We start from the raw sequence: 4,435 nt of genomic DNA on the forward strand, positions 1-4,435 counted from the left end.
GAAGAGGCACGAAGGATAGCCCGCCGCTTAGAGATTCATTTCACGCCATTACATGGTAGTTGGTTGAATATTGCCGAAATAGAATTAAACGTTATGACCAGGCAATGTTTACATCGCAGAATTGATGATTTTGAAAAACTCCGTTCGGAGTTGGCTGCATGGGAGCGGGAACGGAATACCCGATCATCAAAAATCCGTTGGCATTTTACAAATAATCAAGCGCGAGAAAAGATGGCTTCGTTGTATCCAAAAATTGAAAAATCAAATATTTGATACTAGTTGAGTATGTCGATCTCGATCTTTTCTCTAAATATCAACGCTACACTAGCCATCATTCTAGAAGCGGGTAATATTATTTACAACATACCAGGAGGAATATTGAAATGACAACATTTACAGACATCATTAAAAAAAGTTTTTTGGAGGCTTCATCCGATTTTTCCATCGCGGCGGCTTCCGTTTCCCTGCTATCGGCGCTATTCATCGGCCTGTTCATCTTCTTCATCTATAAAAAAACCTATGCCGGCGTCATGTATTCGAAACCCTTCAACACCTCGTTGGTGCTGTTATCGGTCCTGACCACTTTCGTCATCTTGGCCGTAACCTCCAACGTTGTTCTTTCCCTAGGGATGGTCGGTGCCCTTTCCATCGTCCGCTTCCGTACCGCCATCAAGGAACCGCTTGACCTGGTCTTCCTTTTCTGGTCGATCAGCGTCGGCATCATCCTCGGAGCTGGGTTGTATTCTCTGGCTTTTCTCGGATCTGCATTCATTACGGTCATCCTGCTCGTTTTGACAGGAAAAGTCGATTCTTCAGCCCCTTACATTTTGATGCTGCAGCTGGAGAATGAGAATGCTGAATTGCAGGCGACCGAAATCATCAAAAACCGTTTCGGCAAAGTCATCGTAAAATCCAAGAGCATCACGGGCGGTCAACCGGAATTGATCTATGAAGTAAAAGTAAAGAACAACGAGACAAGCTTCATGAATGAATTGAGCGCCATAGAAGGCATTCAGAGCGCCACTTTGGTCAGCTACAACGGCAATCAAGCAGGGTAGGAAAAGCTGAACGGGTTCGCTCAGCCCTAAAGCTAGACATAATAAAGCAACCTTAATCAACTTAAAAACATACTAGGATAGGAGAACTAATCCATGAAAAATACTATAATGAACTTAAAGAATAAACCTCTAACTCAAATCCTCACACTGACAAGCACCCTTGCCTTATTGACTGCTTGCTCTACTGAAGCGAGCACCACAACAGCATCCAGCGACGTCTCGACCACGGAGGCGACAGTTGAATCTACTCTTATGTCTGACTCCAGTTATTCAGAAAGCAACAGCACAGCCATCATTTTTTCCGATCAAACGATCACAGTCGACGGATCCGGAGCTGCTGCTGACGGTTCCATTCTGACCATTACCCAACCGGGCACGTATATCCTCAGCGGAACCTTGAGCGAAGGCCAAGTCCGTGTCGAAACAGTCGATGAAGCCGATGTCCAGATCGTTCTCGACGGGGCTGCCATCACGAATTCCGCCGGAGCAGCCATCTACGTGAAAAGCGCCAACTCCGCGACCATCACTTTGGCTGAAGGAACGACCAATACTTTAAGCGACGGAGAAACCTATACCTTCGAAGACAGTGAAGACGAGCCGGACGCTACCCTGTTCAGCAAATCAGACCTCATCCTGAACGGAACGGGAACGTTGGTCATCGATGCCAATTATGCCCATGCCATCAAAGGTAAAGATGATGTGACCATCGCAGAAGGAACCTATGAAATCACTTCTGTCGGCGATGCAATCAAAGGAAGCGATTCGCTCTTCATCAGTTCCGGTACTTTCACGATCGATGCGGGCGGCGACGGACTGCAGTCGACAAATGAGGAGGAAGAAGGCAAAGGAACCTTAACGATTGAATCAGGCTCCTTCGCGATCACTGCAGCTTCGGACGGCATCCAAGCCGCAACCGATCTTCAGATCCTTGGCGGCGACTTTACGATCACAACGGGTGGAGGCAGCGCGAACAGCAGCACAACAAGCGAAGCATGGGGAACATGGGGAGCACCTACTGAAGAAGCGGCCACCACTACCACCGAGGAAACAACCAGTGCCAAAGGTTTGAAAGCGACAGGATCATTAGCGATTTCCGGCGGTACATTCGTATTGGACACCTCCGATGATGCACTCCATACCAATGATACGATCCAAATCACAGGCGGCGATTTCACGATTGCTTCCGGGGATGATGGTATCCATGCCGATAACACCGTGACAATCGATGACGGAACCATTGACATCAATCAAAGTTATGAAGGCATCGAGGCTACCGAAATCACGCTGAACGGCGGAGACATCGCTTTGACTACCTCAGACGATGGCATCAATGCAGCCGGTGGAAACGATGCTTCTGCCGTCAGCGGACGCCCTGGCGAAAGCACCTTCACGTCTACTGCAGAAGGTGCTGGACTCTTGACCATCAACGGTGGAACGCTAGTGGTAAACGCTAGCGGAGACGGACTCGACAGCAATGGCAGCATCGAAATGAACGATGGCACTGTAATCGTCAACGGCCCTACCGACAGCATGAATGGTACATTGGATTACGACAGCACGTTCAACATCAATGGCGGGACCCTGATCGGTGTCGGCAGCTCCGGAATGGCGATGAGCCCTTCTTCAACATCCACCCAAAGCTTCCTGTTCACGTCTTCAATCCCATTGGCTGCGGATGAAGCCATCCAGATCACCGGCCCGGACGGAGAAGTGATCCTGACTTTCGAAGCTTCGACAACGGCCCAGTCCTTGGTATTCTCCAGTCCTGAACTGGTCAACGGTTCTGCGTACACTATCACAACCGGCGGAACAGTATCCGGCGACTCCGCTACCGGCATCTACGAAGATACGTCCTTCAGCGGCGGTTCATCAACCGTTGAGGTCAGCGCAACAACCGAATCTAGCGGCGGACAAATGGGCGGCATGCCTTCTGGTGGCTTCGCTAAATAATAAAATGATTATCCGGAGTAGGTGTACTTGATATGAAAAAAAGAAAAAGATTAAAAAAGAAATATTCGTTTCTCCTTACTACCCTCTTCCTTGTGGGCTGTGTCACGTTCCTTTTGTGGGACTTAGCCAACTCTCAAGAAGGAGAAAGTGCTGCATCAGCCCAGACCCTGATGACCGATGTGGCGTATGAGGCTGATGAAATGCAGGAGGCGGATGAGACCAGCATTGCGGAAGCAAATGCTATTCTCCAGAGCAGCACCATTTTATCCGCTTCAGGCGAGGATTTGGCAGCGGATTTGGATGAGTTGAATGCAACTTATCCTGATCAGCTTGGTTTTGTCCTCATCAATGAGCAGACCGGAGAAGCCATTACGACCAATGAATCCCGCACCTTCACAAGCGCGAGCCTCTACAAATTGTTTCTGACGTACGCCATCCTTGACCAGGTCGATGCCGGTGTACTTTCCTTGCAGGACCAGATGGCAGACGGGGCGACAATCGATGATTATCTGACCAGTACCATCACAGTTTCAGCAAATGAACCCGCAAAAGAACTTGCACACCTGATTGGCTGGGAGAACATCGAAACCTTCATCCATGAGCAAGGATTCGTTTCCACAAGTTTTAACCCTTACCTGGAGTATGACGGCATTTATTACAACGGGGACCTAGAAACAACTCCAGCCGAAGTAGCCTTCCTGTTGGAGCGCCTATTGGAAGGTGAATTGCTTTCAGAATCCAGCACTAAATATTTTCTTGGACTCTTGGGCAACCAACAACTCGTCTACGCACTGAACACTGGTCTTAGCTCGGATGTGACTTTTGCACACAAAACCGGCTTGTTGGATGACGTATCCCACGATGCAGGCATCCTGTCAATGGACGGCCAGAATTATATCGTAGCCGTCCTGACAGATGGTTGGCTAAACGCGACCGATGACGCAACTCCAGTATTTGAGGAAATCGGATCGGCCGTAATGACTTACGTGTATGCACAATAGTCATAAAAACTGATAAAGTTTGTCTGTCCGGAAATCATCTCCGTACATACAAACTTTCTCTCTATATATAGGTTGAATTAAATACCACCACTTTACAACTTTTCACGCCCCTAAGGGCATAAAAATACAAACAACCCCAAATTTTTTGTATGATTGATTTGGATAAAAACCAACAAAAAAAGGGGGTTGTTTGCTATGAATCAATTATATCAAAAAGGCATTACAATCAAAAGTTTAAAATCATATTTCGCTCCTTATTTTGCCGGGATGACCCGGCCAACAGCGAATAAGTTTTTCCTTTTTCTTTTGGCGATCATTTCGATACAAGGGATTCAATCCGTCCGTTTTTTATACACTTGGTTTTTGAAGAGGATAGATACCTCTAGCTGTTTGAACTCGTATTACTATCTCCTATCTGAAGGGAAA

General features: G+C 47.5%; 4 protein-coding genes and 1 pseudogene. All 5 read left to right on the top strand.

Annotated features, from left to right (window positions below; translation table 11 throughout):
* The coding region (locus BMZ71_RS14320) for a transposase (RefSeq protein ID WP_177187638.1) at positions 1–273 on the top strand (273 nt) is incomplete at its 5' end.
* Positions 274–383: 110 nt separating this feature from the next.
* Complete coding sequence (locus tag BMZ71_RS14325; RefSeq protein ID WP_086990932.1) at positions 384–1,058, top strand: DUF4956 domain-containing protein; 675 nt, start codon at positions 384–386, stop codon at positions 1,056–1,058.
* Positions 1,059–1,151: 93 nt separating this feature from the next.
* A complete protein-coding gene (locus tag BMZ71_RS14330; RefSeq protein ID WP_086990930.1) occupies positions 1,152–3,008 on the top strand; it encodes a carbohydrate-binding domain-containing protein in 1,857 nt (618 codons plus the stop codon).
* A gap of 32 nt (positions 3,009–3,040) precedes the next feature.
* A complete protein-coding gene (locus BMZ71_RS14335; protein WP_086990928.1) occupies positions 3,041–4,009 on the top strand; it encodes a serine hydrolase in 969 nt (322 codons plus the stop codon).
* Positions 4,010–4,204: 195 nt separating this feature from the next.
* Positions 4,205–4,435, top strand: a pseudogene (locus BMZ71_RS15210) (IS701 family transposase); the annotation flags it as partial.

This window comes from Trichococcus flocculiformis (assembly GCF_900113645.1).
In the GTDB taxonomy this organism is placed as follows: Bacteria; Bacillota; Bacilli; order Lactobacillales; family Aerococcaceae; genus Trichococcus; species Trichococcus flocculiformis.

Excerpts from the sequence above, each read along its gene's own strand:
- BMZ71_RS14325 (WP_086990932.1), top strand. The coding sequence starts at position 384 with ATGACAACATTTACAGACATCATTAAAAAAAGTTTTTTGGAGGCTTCA.
- BMZ71_RS14330 (WP_086990930.1), top strand. The coding sequence starts at position 1,152 with ATGAAAAATACTATAATGAACTTAAAGAATAAACCTCTAACTCAAATC.
- BMZ71_RS14335 (WP_086990928.1), top strand. The coding sequence starts at position 3,041 with ATGAAAAAAAGAAAAAGATTAAAAAAGAAATATTCGTTTCTCCTTACT.